Below are 14,413 nucleotides of genomic sequence, written 5' to 3' on the forward strand. Positions count from 1 at the left end.
TTTAGGCCGCCGTATGCTTAATACCTTGAGGGAAAAAGCGGTTTGATTGTTGTTGCACGACTTCGTGCAATAGCGCGCGGCCCTTGCATTCAGGAATGGAGTCGAGCCCCTTTTCGATACAACGCTCCAGACGTTTTACTGCGCCGTCTAGGCCTAACTGACGCACTGCACTGGGTCTATCAAGTGCAACATCAATGCCCGTTGGCTTGCCTATTGTGGCGGTATCAGCGATGGCATCCTGTATATCGTCAGCGACCTGATAGGCCTCGCCGATACTATTGCCAAGCTCTCGCCAAGGTTCTGCTGCGACTCCTGCTGCAGCCGCACCAGCGCAAGTTGCAGCGACGAATAGAGCGCCTGTTTTCGCCTGATGGTAGTGCTTGAGATCGACCCGAGGTTCACACTCCCAAGCCTGCCCTGCGCAGATACCCATTGGTCCGCCGACGCCTGCTGCGACAATGGCTGTGACTTGCGCCATTCGGACTGGATGCGTAACGCTGGAGCCCAGTTGTGCCAGCTGCTGGAATGCGGCAACGATGAGAGCGTCTCCCGAGAGCACTGCGATGCGCTGACCAAACTTAGCGTGAAGGGAGGGCTTGCCACGCCGTTCAATCGCGTCATCAAAGCAGGGGAGGTCGTCGTGGACCAGCGATGCGCAGTGCAGTAGTTCGATAGCCGCTGCGGCTGCAGAGGCCAATCGAGGTTCTGAGTTGCCGTTAGCTAGTGCCACGGCCAAACAAAGGCGAGGTCGCACCCTGGCGCCTCCAGGGAAAACGGCATAGTCCAGCGCTTTAGCTAATAGCGGCGGGCAGGTCGGCCCTGTTGCCTCGCGTATGGCAAGCCCAAGGGTGTGTTCACAATCCAGCGACTCTTTCCCCATGGTAACTGCCTCCATTAATGGGAAGGTTTGCTGTAAAGTAAACAAGACATATAAGATGTTCAAGATATTTTACACTTTGAGTGCGGGAAACGTGTCATGGGTGTTTTGCCGGAGAGTGAGCCGCAACCAGAAATTGCCGGCCAGAAACTGGGGTTTGACGCGAGGGTTCCCAATAATGGGTACCGGTGGTGGTATCTGGACGCGTTTAGCGATGATGGTAAGGCTGCCCTGACTATTATCGTTTTCATTGGCAGCGTATTTTCGCCGTACTACTTCAGCGCGAGGCGGCGTAGCAAGGGTAATCCCGAAAATTTTTGCAGTGTAAACGCCATACTTTATGGTCCCGATCGCCGAAGGTGGGCCTTAACAGAGAGAGGGGCTGGTGATCTCCAGCGTGGCCAGGACCGCATTGTTATCGGGCCTAGTCGTGTTGATCAAAAGGATGAGAGCCGGTTTGTCTTCCAAATAAATGAGATGTGTAATCCCTGGCCCTCGCGCATTAAGGGGCAAATCGAGCTGAGCGTGCCGGCACTTGGGCAAAAATCCTTTGCACTTGATCCGGGCGGGCTTCATCGGTGGTGGCCAGCGGCCCCCGCTGGCCGGGTAACCGTCACTATGCAGCGGCCAGATATTAGCTGGGAGGGCGCCGCCTACCTAGACTGCAATGCGGGTGTGGTGCCGCTGGAGCAAACCTTTCGTAACTGGCACTGGCAGCGCAGTGCCGCGGAGGCAGGTGAAGGACATATTCACTACGATGCGACTCTGCTAAACGGTGACCGACGGTTCCTGGGTCTTGGGTATGGCCCGGATATGTCGTGCTCTGAGCTTTCCAACCCCGGGGAGGATACAGCGATGGTTGCGACGCCTTTGTGGCGGGCGCAGCGACGTTGTCGCACTGTTACTGGACAAGCACGCGTCAAACAGACCCTTGAAGAGTCGCCCTTTTATGCCCGCTCGGTAGTGGAGCTCGATACCGGTTTAGGGCCTCGAAAAGTCATGCACGAAAGCCTGCACCTCGACCGTTTTACGCGGCCGTGGATGCAGATGATGTTACCTGTTCGAATGCCTCGTCGCCCTCTGCATCGCCCCTAAATGGCGCACTGATCATTGCGCATTTATGACGGCGTCTGGCGACAGGGCTGGTTAGAGCGAGGTGCGGCTGGGGGTATTTAAAGCCGGTGACTCAGGGCACGGGAGAACATTGCAGGAGTGTTGTTAACGATTTAGGTAGGCCTCGCTAGACTTAAGAGTGCCCTTCGCTGAGGGCGGACCCGTGACCCGCGGCTGCGGCTTGCTGTCTTGCCTCAAGGGCTGCAAACAGATCCAGGGTCCACACCATTCGCCGATAAATGCGGCGAAAAAGCGAGTTGTGATGCAGCTCTGTCAATTGTTCCGTTTGAGCCTGTTTAACGGCATCAAGCAAGTACTGGCACTCGGAAAGGGCGGGTTCATTCAAGCCGACTTTATTGAGAGTGACCCATTTTGGCGTGCTTAAAACCAGTCGGGCTTTTCCGGCCATGCCAATGTAGGCGCGTTTGTCTACTGAGTTGCCGCCGCATTTGAGCAGCGCATGTCCGATTTCGGCGTAGAGCAATCTAGCCGCATAAATTCCAGGTCTTGCACCCACAGGTAACAGCGCAATTCCGCTCTCGCTGCGTTTGTAGAGCCTGTCAGCTTCAATCAGCAGCCGTTCAATCACACTGAATAACTCAGGTGAGAATACGGGCGATTGTAAAAATGCTTCAGCGTCGATTCCTGCATCTTTGAGCAGTTGACGAGGCAGGTAGAGGCGACCGGCACGGGCATCCTCGCCCACATCTCGGGCTATATTCGTGAGTTGCATAGCAACCCCAAGATCAGCTGCGCGGGCTAAAGCTTTGGGCTCGCGAACGCCCATTAAAACCGCCATCATCACGCCCACAACTCCGGCTACTCGCGCGCCGTAAGCAAATACATCAGACAAAGTCTGATACTCACGGCCACTGGCGTCCCAAGCAAAGCCCTCGAGCAGCGCTTCTAGCAAAGTTCTTGGAAGTTGATGTTGCGTGACAATGCGTTGGAGCACGCGATCAACTGTGCGTTCCTGAGGTTCCCCTCCGTAAATCCCGTCGAGACGCCTGTGCAACTCCACTAAGGCGGCGTCAGCATCATCGCCTTCATCAATGAGGTCGTCAGCCTCGCGGCAAAAGGCATAAAGCCCACAGGCATCATTGCGCAGTGTGGGTGGAAGCAGTTGGGACGCCACCCAAAATGATCGACTTCCTCCAGACAGCGTCTGACGACAATGCGCCAGATCGGTGTGCGGGGTAGGTAGTTCAGCGAGTTTTGAGTGTAGCGGCATGAGGCACGACTTCATCGAGTACTTTGGCGGAGGAAATAACACCGGGTATGCCGGCTCCGGGGTGGGTTCCGGCACCCACGAGGTAGAGGCCATCAAAGTCTTCACTTTGGTTATGGGGTCTAAACCAAGCGCTTTGACTGATCCGGGGTTCGAAGCTAAATCCAGCGCCTTTAAAGGAGTTCAAGCGATTCTGAAAATCCAAAGGCGTCAGCAGCCTAGAGGTCATAATACGGTTCGAAATGTCGGGTAACACGGTCTCTGCTAAGCGTGTTTCGATTGCTTGGCGAAATGTTTCGGCGTGCTCTTGCCAGTCGACGCCTGCATCAAGGTGAGGTACGGGAACGAGGGCATAAAATGTATCGCAACCTTCAGGAGCCATGGAGCTGTCTGTGGCAGTCGGTCGGTGTAAATACAAGCTGAAGTCTTCGCTCAGTATTTTGTGCTTGAAAATATCTTTGAGCAGACCTTCATAGCGAGGTCCCAGCAAGACCGAGTGGTGCGGCACATCTTCGTAACGACCTTGAGTGCCGAAATACCAGACAAAGAGGCCATTGGAGTAGGCAGCTTTGTCCAGCCTTTTATTGGTCCAGCGTTTGCGCTTGCTCTCAGGCAGCAGATGTCTGTACGTCCACGCGGAGTCGGCATTGGACACCACAATATCGGCGGCTAATTCGCTACCGTTTTTCAGAGTCACGCCCGTTACCTGTCGCCCCTCGGTATTAATCTGAGCAACTTCGGTGTTGTAGAAAATATGATTCCCTTGTCCCTCAATCAACGATACAAAGCCATCGACCAAGCGCCCTGTGCCACCCATCGCAGACCACACCCCGAAGCTTTGTTCGAGGTGGGAAATGAGCGAATAAATGCCGGTCACCGAAAAGGGGTTGCCGCCGATTAGCAGGGGGTGAAAGCTCATCACCTGACGTAAATAAGGGTCCTTAATATAGCTTGATACAAGGCTGTAAACGCTTCGGTCGCTGCGTAATCGAATGAGCTGCGGCAAAAACCGAATGAGTTGCCAAAGGCTGTCAAAAGATTTGAATCCAAGTCGCTCAAAACCCACGCGGTAGCGCTGTTCGCTGGCGTCTAGATACTTAAGGTAGCCCTCTGCGTCGGCTTCATTGAAGGTTTTAATTTGCTTAATGTTGCTGTCACGGTCACCCGAGTAGTCGAAACTTCGGCCGTCGTCGAAGCGAATTCTGAAGAAGGGATCCATGGGGCGTAAGTCAACGTCATCACTTAGGTTGCGACCGCAGAGCTCCCACAACTCTTCGAGCAAGAAGGGTGCTGTAATAATCGTTGGGCCCGCGTCGAAGGTAAAGCCATCTTGATGATAAACATAGGCTCGGCCTCCGGCGGCATCGAGCTTCTCAAGAATGGTGACGCGGTAGCCTCTTGCGCCCAGTCTTACTGCAGCGGCCAATCCGCCAAAGCCGCTTCCGATGACAATGGCATGGGGGCGCTCATCAAGCGGTCCGAGATTTTGGGTGCCAAGCTTAGTCAGATCAAGCTGGTTGTTCATTATTTTTGACGCTCTTTTGTGTCAAGCAGCACTGACAGTCTATCAGTCCAAAGCGCCAGTGAATAGCGCCGGTATAGCGCCTATAAAGTCGCTTGAATAATGTCGGCAAAAGGAGCCGGGTCTTCTTCATGCCCTAAGTGACCGAGGTCAGGAATTTTGTACAGTTTTGAGCAGGCGACAAATTCTGAAAGGCGCTCAGATTGCCAGGGAGATACGGTGCGATCATTGCTGCAGGCAATGAGGTGAAGTGGAGTGCGAAGGCTAGGTAGAAGTTGGCGCTGATTGCCTAAGTCCCAGCCTGCCATCATTTTTAACGTTCCGGTCACATGGTCTGGTCTCGAGATCAGCTCTCGGTAACACCGCATCATTTGAGCGCTGGGGTTGGAGCCTGTTTCGACGAGCATGTTCCTAACAGGGCGATTAAACAGGCCGTGAGCGGCGGTGACATAAGCTAACAACCGAGATTTAGACAGCCACTGCGCCAAACGGTTAAATACGGGCGCCGCCGCAGACCCAAAGGGGAGAAAAGCGCCGTTTATCGAAATGATAGCGGCTGGTGAAAACTGTGCATGGAGGGTCAGGTGGGTCGCAATAACAGCGCCTGCTGAGTGGCCTACCAAAAGTTTGGGCCGAATGCCTAAGGCCTGAAGCAAGCCCTGCAGTCGGCGAGCGAAGCCCTCTATACAGACCTCCTCAGGGGGCAACGCACTGCTAAACCCCTGGCCGGGCAGATCAGGCATGACTAGGGTAAATCGATCGGCCAGTTTGTCTGCGAGTGCCGCCCAGCTGTGTGAGGAGGCACCTGTGCCGTGGATCATCAGCACCGCAGGTCCCACCCCCCGGGTTTGAACGTGCCATTCGACACCGTCCACCGATATAAACTGACTGTACTGACGATTGGGCCAAAATTTGGGGAGGTCAAGGGCGTTCAATTTACAGCCTCGGCAGATCGAACCATGTTGCGTAGCCCCTGAGCATCAGCCTGTGGCATGGCGAGATAGCGTCCCCCCAAAGCTGCGGCAAGTTCTCGCGCTTTTTCTTGGGCTCGGGGTGAAGCGTCTATTACTAGGGCTCGACTATTCAACGCGCGAAACTGTTTCGCAGCGGCCATGGCCTCTTCTTTTGCACGCTGTCTACCTGGCGTGCCATCTCGAGCAATGTTCGCCACACCGTCGGTCAGAAAAACTGCAGTGGGAGTGGCGCCATCGCGCATGATTTGCTCTGACAGCACTGTGGTGAGTTCTACTGCGTGGGCGAGGGGCGTACCGCCGCCGCCGGGGAGGGCTGCCAAAGCCTTTTTTGCGCGGACCAGAGAGCGCGTGGGCGGTAGTAAAAGCTCGGCTTTGTCGCCTCGAAATGCAATGAGGGCAACGCTATCACGCCGGCTGTAGCAATCAGCCAGTAACAGTTCTACCGCACCCTTAGCCTCAGCCATTCGATGCATGGCGGCGGATCCCGACGCGTCGACTACAAACAGCGTGGTGCTCTCGCGCTGGTGTCGAAAACGCGTTGTCCTAAAGTCTGACGGTTTAATGAGCAGCTGTCCCTGCTGCCCGGGATTGGCTTGTCGTCGACGTAGAGTCTGCCAAGGAGCGGCGGCTCTCAGTGTTGCCATTAAGTTGAGTCGGGACCCTCTGCGGGGATCTCCGGGCTCAGTACCCACTGGGCGCCCACGCTGTTTGTGCCGTTGCTGTGACCCTGACTTACCACCGGCGGAACTTTTTCCTCGGGGCTGGTGGCCCTGACGAAGCGACGCGAGCAATCCGGCGGGTATGTGGGCAATGGCCGATTCAATGACGGCGTCTAGAGGAGGTGTTACTTCGGATTGTTCGTTGTTGCTGGGAGATTCCGGCTCCTCTGACTGCGCTTCCTGAGGCTCAGGCTCGCTTGCCTCGTTGTCATCATCCTCGGGAGGGAGTTCGGGTAATCGTGTTGCTCGATGTGCCAATGACATAATGACCGCGCGCTCTAAATCGGCTTCTGTGGCGGCACTGCGGTCGTTAATCGCCGCAAGAATTTTCATCAATCGAGAAGCAATAACCATAGCGCGCGGGGATTCAATTCCCAAGGCTAACGTCGTGACCGCTAGCGCCTCGGTCAGATCGTCTGAAAGGGTCACTGACGTCCAGTTGGCCTGGGCGTTGAGTAAACGTGCACTGTCGATATCGCTGGGTAAGGCGTCGTGAACGCTTAGGCTAGTGAGGTCTACTCGCAGTCCCAACCGCTCTGTAAGAGCGGTCTGAGGTTGTTCGCCCTCAAGACCCTCATCGAGAGCAATAACCCCAAAAGCCGCGGGCACAGTCTGACTGAGACCCTCTCGAGCCAATCGCAGGTTTCCTGTGTCTAGGGCGCTACAAAGGTGCGCAATGGTCTGACGCTGAACACGCTCAGCCATGGTTAACGTGATGACGCCGCCATGGCTCTGGGCCAGAAGTCCTGTCTCCCAATGTAACTTGCCGGTGGCGAGGGTCTGTGTAAGTTCGATACCACCCAGCAAGCGGGCTTCTGGGGCATGCAGAGGAATGCGCTTGGCGATCCTGTTGAGCTGCCAATCTTCAGCCAGTTCAAGAAAAAGGGTTCGCACTGGCCCTGGTGAGCTGCGAACCCATATCCCACCCAGCGCGTGGGGCGCTACCGAAAATGCGGCTAGAGCTTCCTCGGCAAGTGCCCAGTGACTCGACGCCGACGTTGGCATCATGAGGCTTCCATGGACTCCAGCACGCGGGCAATACGGCTATCACTGCCGGCTTCGTCCAGCGGGTCGCGGCGCAGTCGGTGGCGCAATACCATGGGTGCCACACTGCGAATGTCCGCGCAGGTTAGCAGATCTTTTTTGTTGAGTGCGGCGAGGGCGCGTCCCGCCCGCAAAAGCGTTAACTCACCGCGCAGGCCGTCAGTGCCCAGCTGCAGGCACAGGGAGGCGGCAAATTCGAGAACCTCATCTGGCGTGCTGACCAATCCGACTCGATCCCGCGCTTGTTCTATTCGGCGTCGTTGCGCAGACTCTTTGCGCCGCCATTGTTTAATAAAACTTTCGGGGTCTTGCTCGTAACGATCACGCTGGCGAATAATTTCAACTCTGGATTTCACATCCTGCGGCGTCGATACATCGACTGACAGTCCAAATCGATCCAGCAGCTGGGGACGGAGTTCTCCTTCTTCGGGGTTACCACTTCCGACCAAAACAAAGCGAGCCGGGTGGCGAATACTGAGACCTTCGCGTTCAACCACGTTTTCACCAGAAGCTGCGACATCAAGCAGCGCATCAACGATATGATCTTCCAGCAGATTGACTTCATCAATGTACAAAAAACCGCGATGGGCGCGGGCTAATAGTCCGGGCTCAAAAGCCTTCTCGCCGGCATGTAATGCGCGCTCAATATCAAGAGCTCCGATGACGCGATCTTCCGTCGCGCCCAACGGCAGGTCGACTACCGGGATGCCTACGGTAGCGGTTTTTTTCGGCGCCGATTTTTTATCGTGTTGGCAGCTCTCACAGTGACCTGCGGGTGGGCGCTCGGGGTCACAGTTATATGCGCAGTTGGCGATGACAGGAATCTTTGGCAGTAGTGATGCGAGTGCTCTGATTGCCGTAGACTTGCCCGTTCCACGGTCACCCATGATGAGTACCCCACCCACGCCTTGATCAACGGCGGCGATGAGTAGTGCCAGTTTCATGTCTTGCTGAGCGACAATAGCGGTGAAAGGGTAGGGTGCTGCCATCCGAAATTTCCGTTGTGAAACTGAGGCTTATAAGTGTAAACCACAATTAACATAAAAAGTGTAACAATAGACGAACAATATTGTGGCTGTGTAGGGAAAGTTTATGAGTTTAGAGAAGGCGATCGCTGCCGACATTCATTGTTTTACGGTGGCGGGCGGCGCGCAATTGAGTTGCTATCGCTCACAGCCCGAGCACTTAGACCCTGATGCCCGCCCGCTGGTTTTGCTCCACAGCATTAATGCGGCTCCAAGTGCTATTGAAATGAAGCCGTTATTTGATCACTTTGCCGGTTCCCGAGTGGTTTATGCACCGGATCTGCCAGGGTTTGGTCAGTCTCAGCGCGGTGATTTGCCGTACTCTCCAGATTTTTATGCTCAGGTAATCAGTGACTTCTTGGGCCAAATTGATGGCCCTGCGCCCGATGTGGTGGCGCTGTCGCTGACAGGAGAGTTCACAGCCCGGGCGTTGCGGGACAACAGCCCGGAGATTCACTCGCTGACTTTGATTTCGCCAACCGGACTGGGGCGCAATCAGCCGCCTTCTGCGGAGGCGGGTGCGCGTATCAACCGTATTCTCAATATTGGATGGTTGAGTCGAGGGCTGTGGCGAGCTTTGGTCTCCCGTCGCAGTATTCAGTATTTTTTAAATAAAGCGTTCTATGGTCCAGTGCCTAAAGCTCTGGTTGACTATGCGGTAGCAACCACACGAGAACCCGAAGCAGCCCGCGCGCCGTTTGCTTTTTTGACCATGCAGTTGTTCACCACCGATGCGTTGACGTTGTTGTATCAGCCGTTGAGGGTGCCGACACTTTTGTTATATGACCAGGATCCCAATATCGGTTTTGAGTGCGTACCAGAACTGCTCGAAAGTAACGATTTAGTTAGTGTGCAGAAAATAGTCCCTACCTGCGGCCTGCCGCAATGGGAGCGGCCGGAAGAAACCGTTGAGGCGCTAATTCGATTTTGGAGCGAATCGGCGTAGCTGCGACGTCAGCCAATTCGCGTCATGGGCGTCCTCGAGGAGCGCTTGTGCGGCGAGTCGGCCCGATAAGGTGGCCATAGGAACGCCAGGCCCCGGATGGACCGAGCCCCCGGCAAGATACAACCCTGAAACTTTAGTTCTTGAATTGGGGCGCGTGAAGCTAGAGAGCGGCCCATGAGTGGCCTGTCCATAAAGGGAGCCGCCACTACCGGGGAATCGAGTTGCAAAATCCTGTGGGTTGGCCATGCGACAGGTGGCGGAGTTAAGAGACAATTTCAGCCCACACTCCGCGAGCACTGCCTCGGTCCGCGCGGTTATCTCGGACATTTGCTCTCGGGTCCAAGTGCTCAGATCTCCGGTGGCGGGTGCGTTCACGAGTACGAGTAAGCGCTCGTAGCCCTCGTGGTGGCCGGCCATCAACCGGTCTTGAGCGCAAACGTAGACAGTGGGGCGCTCGGCTACGCTTTTGTCTTCAAACAGCGTGCTGAATTCTTTGGGATAGTCCTCATCAAAAAATACGTTGTGATAACTCAAAGGAAATCCAGCAGCATCTGCCCTCAAACACCAGGTGACGGCGGATAAACCTCGTTGCTCCACAGGTGTGCCCCGGGTGGCCAGAACAACATCAGGACCCAGGCAGCCGGTTGCTAATGCGCTGCGGTCACCGTTGAAAATGACGTCATCGGCGTGCAGTGATTCACCGCTTTCCAGAGTAACGCCGGTCACGTGGCCGTTCTCGGTATTGATCTTCGTGACTCTGCTACTCAACTTAAATTGAGCGCCGCGTTCTTCCGCTAAATTTTGCATGGCTCGCGCCAAAGAAGTCATGCCGCCGGGTAGTACCCATACACCCTGTTGCTCTGCGTGCGTAATCAGCAGTAACGTCGCTGGGGCCCTGAGTGGTGAGGACCCAACATAAGTGGCGTAGCGCCCAAACAGCTGGCGTAGGCGTGGGTCTTTTAAATAACCCCCCAAGGCACGCCACAAGGTTTGGTGAGGCCTCAATGCGAGCATTTCACTGAATTTAGTCAGTCCTATGCGCAGCCCGAGAGTTAGTGGGTTGGGTTGGGGAGCGGCCATAAAACTGTCTTTCAGCAGTTCGAATATTTGGCCCGAATCTCGGCAAAGTTGCAGGTAACCCTCGGCGTCGGCGCTGCCCGCTAATGCGGCGATATCTGCTGCGGTCACCTGTGGGTCTGCATGTAAGTCGATTGAAGCGCCACTCGTCCACCAATGGCGGGCGAGAGTGGTGAGGGGTTTGAATGGGAGTCGATTGGAAAATTGGGCTCCCGCATTAGCAAACAGTTCATCGAAGACCCAGCGCATGGTAAATACCGTGGGCCCGGCATCAATCCAATGTTCACCCGATCGTACCTGATGCATTTTTCCGCCGACTGCAGGTGCGGCTTCCAATACGGTGACAGCGCGACCCGCAGCTGCAAGCTCCACTGCAGCGGCCAGCCCACCTGCGCCGGCGCCAATCACAATGACGTGTTGCTTGCTCATTTCGCCACCACGCTGCGCATTTGGTATTTACGGGTTACGGCGTATTGATGGTAGATGATTAAGGTCAGGCCGGTGATCAAGGGTACCGCCCAGAGCCCGGGGGTTAGCGCCAGTTCGGGCATCAGCCGCACGGCACCGAAGGCAAAAAACGCGGTATACACTGATATGCCAGCACCAACGAGGCTCTTGATGTGCTCTTTGATAAAATCATAGGGGTTGGGCTCGGGCTTAAAAATGAACCAATAATTCGTTGCAACAGTGGCAAAGCCCACCACGGACAGCCCCATCATCATCGGCTGTTGCACCCAGTACCCCTGCATGAGGCAGGTTGTTGAGGCCACTAACAGTGCAATCTGCAGTAGGTTGTTGGTCCGTGTCCCAGTCGCGCGATGGTTTTTCCTATGGCGCAGGGCGAGGCGCCCATGCCACGCTAGATTCACTGTGAGCGTAGCCAAATAAAGCATTAACCAACCAAAAATAGCACGCACCATTAGAGGGTCAGAAAAAACCGCGTGTTCCACCAGATGTGGATGGGTGGCGACAGGATCTAGCAGTGTTGTGGTTGCGATGCCCACTGCAGTAATCCCAGTGGCTAAAAGGGTGTTGATGAATATGCGGCCAAAGCGGCGGTGATTGGCACCCCCTTTGCGCCCGCCAACGGGTATCCAAAACGTAACAAGGCCAACTGTCCCCGTGGCGATATGGATAGTGACCAAAGTCATAAAGATGTCATGGGTCGACACCATCAAATAGCCCTCTCATACTGTTGGATCTGTTGTCGTGGCGTACCACTATGTCTCATAGCAAGCCTTTTGTCCCTCCCCACCCTCAACCGTTGCCTGCGCTGCCTGCCCTCGCGCGGGTTTTGTGGCACGGAGATGGCAACCTTCTGGAATTGCTGCCCGGCGCGGCTTACAGGTTTGATTTTGGCAATTTGGGTTATTCCCGGCGCTCGACGGTTCTGTTCAATCAGCCGGGGTTGGTGCGAGAAATTTTGCGCGATGACGGCAGCCGGTTCCCCAAGAGTGACTTGATGGTCAACGCCCTTGAGCCTCTGATTGGGCAGTCTATTTTTGTCACTGACGGGGCGCGCTGGAAGCGCCAGCGAGGCATGATAGATCCGGCATTTTCTCAGCTCCGTGTCAGTCACGCATTCGAGGCGATGCAGTCTGCAGTTCATGACCATTTGGAAATTCTGGACGGTCATGCTGAGAGTGGCGAGAGCTTTTCCCTCGATATGGCCATGAGTCATCTGACTGCGGATGTCATTTGCCGAACGATCTTTTCGACGCCGCTGGCCACAGGTGTTTCCAGCGATGTTTTTGAAGACTTCACCGAGTTCGAGCAGTCGGTTGCACAGGTCGATATTTTTCGCCTCATTTTTCAAAAGGCTTGGGCAAAAGTGCCGCAGCTGCCGAGGGTGTTGGCCGCTTGTCAGCGTATCCGTGGGCACCTTGGTGATTTGCTGGATCCCCACTTGCAAAACCCCGCCGCCTTTAATGACATAGCCAGTGAGGTCATTGCGGCCAAAGACAGCGTCACCGGAGCTGCGTTCACACGTGAAGAGTTGATCGACCAGTTGGGCGTGTTTTTTTTGGCAGGGCATGAAACTTCCGCCAGCGCGCTGACTTGGGTTTTCTATGTGCTGGCTGAGCAGCCCACCCTCGTTGCTCGGTTGCGCACTGAACTCGACAACGTCGTTGGGGCGGGGGCGATTGATTTTAGCCACGTCAAACAACTGCCACTGGTCCGAGCCGTTTTTAAGGAGACGCTTCGGCTCTATCCACCCATTACCTTCATTCCTCGGGTCGCCCTTGAAAATTGTCATGTTGGTCCGAGAAAGTTGCGCCGCGGGGCTTTGGTCATGGTGTCTCCATGGACCCTTCATCGGCATCAGGAGTACTGGGAGAACCCTAATGCCTTCATCCCCGATCGCTTCCTTGCTGAAGGTGAGGGCTCGATTCAAGAGGGGGCCTATATTCCATTTGGCGTTGGGCCGCATACTTGCATTGGGGCAGGGTTTGCGCAGGCAGAGGCGATTTTGATCATTGCTGAACTGGTGCGCCGCTTTGACTTTCGCCGTGCAGATACGAGGCCCGTGAGGCCAGCTGCGCGTTTGACGACGCGGCCTGCTGAACAAATCAGGCTGCATTGTCGCCGCCTGTAATGGCTTCAGCCGAAGGCTGCGACCATAGGGGTGCGATGTCTCGCTGACACGCCTCCCCAAGTGATATCCCTTCGATAAGCGCCGGTTTCAAAATAGGCCAAGATAGTGGCGTCATTAACAAGAAGGGGAGGGGGTCTCGCCACGACCAGACAACATCGGCTACGCTCCAACACAATTTTAGTCGTCGCCAAAATTCTTTCAAATTGCCCTTGAACAGCGCGGCGTAAGCTTCTGTCAGCGTGCTGTAGCGCCACTGCCATGCCTCATTTTTGTGGCGCTTAATGGCTATCTTCCGGTCTGTGATGAGCGCGGCACCGAGGCTTTCTGAATCAAAAAAATGGATGCCACTTGTGAGGCGAGGGTTGCATTCTATGGCTTGGGGAACCCCCGAAGTATCAACGATAAAATCGAAAGCAATGAAGCCACTGTAATCCATGTCTTGGGTAAATTGGTGTATCCACTGCTGCACTCTTTCCGCAATATCGCCCGTAATGCGTTCAAAACAAATCGCTACGGTGCCGGCAAAGATGGATCCTTTATAGACATTGGTCGCTTGAACTTCTCCGGCCTTCACCATGCTGAGGCTACTAACAACATCGCCGATAACCGCCTGCTGCACTAGCACATCGGCGCTGTTGCTTTTTAATACATCGCCGGCGCAATGAAACTCTACGTCAATGCCAGAGCAGCCATTGATCGGCTTCGTGACGTAATCGAAGGTTTCAGTCAAGGTGGCCGCTAAAGGAGAGTTAGCAAGTGCCGAGCGGGGAGCCGCCAGAGATTTTTGCACAGCGCAATTTATAAATGCGGCCTTATCGGCCAAGGTGCGATAGAGATCTACCTTGGGACCCAATAGAGCAACCTGAGGGGGCAAGTGCTCGCGAATGGCCAGTACGTAATGTGCCTCTTCTGATACGGGGACAACCAGGTCGACGCCTTCCCTTGCGATTAATGCGAGTAGTGCTGCTTGGTAGGCTTCAGGGTTGCTATTGGGGGCCGGGAGTCTAAAGGTTTGAGCGACATCTTTAGACACGCGGCTCACGTGCCATGCAAATGGCTCGGCGACGATGACGCGATAACCCTGCGTTCGTAACGCTCTTGCAACAGATAGCGCCTTAGGGAGTCTGCCTAGGGTTAAGAGTGCTGTCGGCACGATCTCCCCCCTGACCTGAGTTCGGTCCTTCCGGGAAAACTTATCGGTCGCTGCAGGACGCAGATCGTTTTGTTATTTCTTAAATGCATCAGGGCTAACCCACAAAAGCTGCGCGAGCCTGAAAAGATGACATATTTAA

The 14,413-nt window shown here is 55.1% G+C and carries 12 protein-coding genes; 3 read left to right on the forward strand and 9 right to left on the reverse strand.

Translation table 11 applies throughout. The features are described 5' to 3' along the window. Position 1 precedes the first annotated feature (1 nt). Complete coding sequence (locus ACMAY6_RS06740; RefSeq protein WP_435215556.1) at positions 2-943, reverse strand: polyprenyl synthetase family protein; 942 nt, start codon at positions 941-943, stop codon at positions 2-4. 33 nt (positions 944-976) lie between these two features. Between ACMAY6_RS06740 and ACMAY6_RS06745 the strand changes: the two genes are divergently transcribed. Next, the gene (locus ACMAY6_RS06745; RefSeq protein ID WP_435215558.1) at positions 977-1,972 is read left to right on the forward strand and encodes a carotenoid 1,2-hydratase; all 996 of its coding nucleotides are present in this window, start codon (positions 977-979) and stop codon (positions 1,970-1,972) included. Between the two features lie 151 nt (positions 1,973-2,123). Here ACMAY6_RS06745 and ACMAY6_RS06750 read toward each other — a convergent pair whose 3' ends face one another. The 5 genes from ACMAY6_RS06750 to bchI form a co-directional block, all read right to left on the reverse strand. Beyond that, on the reverse strand, positions 2,124-3,221 hold the full coding sequence (locus ACMAY6_RS06750) for a phytoene/squalene synthase family protein (RefSeq protein ID WP_435215559.1): 1,098 nt from the start codon (positions 3,219-3,221) through the stop codon (positions 2,124-2,126). Then, positions 3,196-4,743 (reverse strand): phytoene desaturase, encoded by a 1,548-nt coding sequence (locus tag ACMAY6_RS06755; protein WP_435215561.1) that lies wholly within the window; start codon positions 4,741-4,743, stop codon positions 3,196-3,198. Before ACMAY6_RS06755 ends, ACMAY6_RS06750 begins: the two co-directional genes overlap by 26 nt. Before the next feature lie 80 nt (positions 4,744-4,823). Next, complete coding sequence (bchO, locus tag ACMAY6_RS06760) at positions 4,824-5,675, reverse strand: alpha/beta fold hydrolase BchO (RefSeq protein ID WP_435215562.1); 852 nt, start codon at positions 5,673-5,675, stop codon at positions 4,824-4,826. Then, positions 5,672-7,441, reverse strand: a complete 1,770-nt coding sequence (locus tag ACMAY6_RS06765; protein WP_435215564.1) for a magnesium chelatase subunit D — start codon at positions 7,439-7,441, stop codon at positions 5,672-5,674. Before ACMAY6_RS06765 ends, bchO begins: the two co-directional genes overlap by 4 nt. Then, complete coding sequence (gene bchI, locus ACMAY6_RS06770; RefSeq protein ID WP_435215566.1) at positions 7,438-8,466, reverse strand: magnesium chelatase ATPase subunit I; 1,029 nt, start codon at positions 8,464-8,466, stop codon at positions 7,438-7,440. Before bchI ends, ACMAY6_RS06765 begins: the two co-directional genes overlap by 4 nt. A gap of 103 nt (positions 8,467-8,569) precedes the next feature. On the opposite strand from bchI, the gene ACMAY6_RS06775 reads away from it, so the two are divergent. After that, complete coding sequence (locus ACMAY6_RS06775; protein WP_435215568.1) at positions 8,570-9,448, forward strand: alpha/beta fold hydrolase; 879 nt, start codon at positions 8,570-8,572, stop codon at positions 9,446-9,448. On the opposite strand, the gene crtD is transcribed toward ACMAY6_RS06775, so the two are convergent. Both crtD and ACMAY6_RS06785 read right to left on the reverse strand, forming a co-directional pair. Continuing rightward, entirely contained in the window at positions 9,419-10,954 is a 1,536-nt protein-coding gene (gene crtD, locus ACMAY6_RS06780) for a 1-hydroxycarotenoid 3,4-desaturase CrtD (RefSeq protein WP_435215570.1), read from the reverse strand. The two genes, ACMAY6_RS06775 and crtD, sit on opposite strands and share 30 nt — an antisense overlap. Continuing rightward, positions 10,951-11,676: a hypothetical protein gene (locus ACMAY6_RS06785; RefSeq protein WP_435215572.1), complete on the reverse strand. Its 726-nt coding sequence runs from the start codon at positions 11,674-11,676 to the stop codon at positions 10,951-10,953. Before ACMAY6_RS06785 ends, crtD begins: the two co-directional genes overlap by 4 nt. A 71-nt stretch (positions 11,677-11,747) precedes the next feature. Here ACMAY6_RS06785 and ACMAY6_RS06790 point away from each other — a divergent pair, with 71 nt between their 5' ends. Next, positions 11,748-13,121: a cytochrome P450 gene (locus ACMAY6_RS06790; protein WP_435215574.1), complete on the forward strand. Its 1,374-nt coding sequence runs from the start codon at positions 11,748-11,750 to the stop codon at positions 13,119-13,121. On the opposite strand, the gene ACMAY6_RS06795 is transcribed toward ACMAY6_RS06790, so the two are convergent. After that, positions 13,096-14,274: an ATP-grasp domain-containing protein gene (locus ACMAY6_RS06795; protein ID WP_435215576.1), complete on the reverse strand. Its 1,179-nt coding sequence runs from the start codon at positions 14,272-14,274 to the stop codon at positions 13,096-13,098. The two genes, ACMAY6_RS06790 and ACMAY6_RS06795, sit on opposite strands and share 26 nt — an antisense overlap. Positions 14,275-14,413: the final 139 nt, after the last annotated feature.

The organism is Luminiphilus sp. nBUS_16, from assembly GCF_051201645.1.
Taxonomy (GTDB): Bacteria; Pseudomonadota; Gammaproteobacteria; order Pseudomonadales; family Halieaceae; genus Luminiphilus.

What these genes read in the sequence shown, in the direction of transcription:
- ACMAY6_RS06755 (WP_435215561.1), bottom strand. Translation starts at nt 4,743, where the DNA reads ATGAACAACCAGCTTGATCTGACTAAGCTTGGCACCCAAAATCTCGGA.
- ACMAY6_RS06745 (WP_435215558.1), top strand. Translation starts at nt 977, where the DNA reads ATGGGTGTTTTGCCGGAGAGTGAGCCGCAACCAGAAATTGCCGGCCAG.
- ACMAY6_RS06750 (WP_435215559.1), bottom strand. Translation starts at nt 3,221, where the DNA reads ATGCCGCTACACTCAAAACTCGCTGAACTACCTACCCCGCACACCGAT.
- crtD (WP_435215570.1), bottom strand. Translation starts at nt 10,954, where the DNA reads ATGAGCAAGCAACACGTCATTGTGATTGGCGCCGGCGCAGGTGGGCTG.
- ACMAY6_RS06775 (WP_435215568.1), top strand. Translation starts at nt 8,570, where the DNA reads ATGAGTTTAGAGAAGGCGATCGCTGCCGACATTCATTGTTTTACGGTG.
- ACMAY6_RS06765 (WP_435215564.1), bottom strand. Translation starts at nt 7,441, where the DNA reads ATGATGCCAACGTCGGCGTCGAGTCACTGGGCACTTGCCGAGGAAGCT.
- ACMAY6_RS06785 (WP_435215572.1), bottom strand. Translation starts at nt 11,676, where the DNA reads ATGACTTTGGTCACTATCCATATCGCCACGGGGACAGTTGGCCTTGTT.
- bchI (WP_435215566.1), bottom strand. Translation starts at nt 8,466, where the DNA reads ATGGCAGCACCCTACCCTTTCACCGCTATTGTCGCTCAGCAAGACATG.
- ACMAY6_RS06790 (WP_435215574.1), top strand. Translation starts at nt 11,748, where the DNA reads ATGTCTCATAGCAAGCCTTTTGTCCCTCCCCACCCTCAACCGTTGCCT.